The organism is Streptomyces sp. NPDC031274, assembly GCF_055570235.1.
The window spans coordinates 1-1049 of record NZ_JBVIHP010000473.1; the positions used below are offsets into that span (position 1 = coordinate 1).

At 66.3% G+C, this 1049-nt stretch carries 1 pseudogene; it reads right to left on the bottom strand.

Annotated features, from left to right (window positions below):
- Positions 1-1040: pseudogene (locus tag ACZ5CR_RS47270) on the bottom strand (hypothetical protein); the annotation flags it as partial.
- Positions 1041-1049: the final 9 nt, after the last annotated feature.

Here is a 1049-nt window from a genome sequence, read left to right on the forward strand (position 1 = left end):
ATGCCGGGTACGTTTCCGGCGCGGACCGCGCACTCGAGTCCCAGCTGGAACACGTCCATGACGTCAGACTGGTAGGGGTGGTCCAAGGCGTATGTCCACGCGGGTTCACACAACGCCACCGCCAGTGCGTCCAGTTCGCGAGCGTGGGCCATGCGTACGCAGGCGAACAGGGCGTGTCGCTCCTCGTACATCCACCGCGCCGCCCGTCGGACCCGCTCTGCCCTATCGTCCTCGGCAGGCGCCTCCTGCGGATCCTCGAGGGGCATATCCGGAGCAGCTGTCACCTCTTCTACCGTTTCCCCGACCAACAGCCGCTCTCCTGCCACGAAGAGATCCGCGCGCTGGAACTGCCGTGTGAACCAGCGCAGGATTCGCTCGTGCGCTCTTTCCAGCTCTTGCGGGGCAAGGTCCTGTCGCGCCCTTCGACGGGCATGGGCGCGAAGCAGTTCAGGCATCCGCATCTGGGCATCCCGGCCCCTGTACGCCTCGCGGAGATCCACCAGTCCACATCTGCCGAGTTCTTCCAGTGCCTCGTCGCAGGCTTCAGGTCCGTGTCCGAGCAACGCAGTGGCCGACGCTCTACTGAACACCCGCCCGGGGTGTCCGCCCAACAACCGATACAGCAACGCTGCGTTATCGGACAGCTCCAGGCAGACCACGTCCCAGGCCTGTTCCACTACAGGGACGCCGTTGTCGGCGAGTTCGGTGCTCAGCTCCTCCAGTAGCCGGGAGAGTGGCCTCAGTTGGTGTCTGCGTATCCACGCACCGGCCACGCGCAGCGCCGCCGGGAGCCCGCCGCATAAGGCCACCACAGCCTGTGCCGCTTCAGGGTCGGACTCCAAACGCTGATCGCCGACGATGCGGTCGAGCAACTCGGCCGATGCCGTCTCGTCCAAGGGCGCAAGCGGCAGGTCCACCGACGCTCCGCTCTCCAGGTCATACAGCGGCTTGTGGCTCGTCACGATCACAATGCTGCCGCCCGACGCGGGTACCAGGCGCGTCACCTCGGAGGCGTACCGGGCATGGTCCACCACCAGCACGAACTCCCT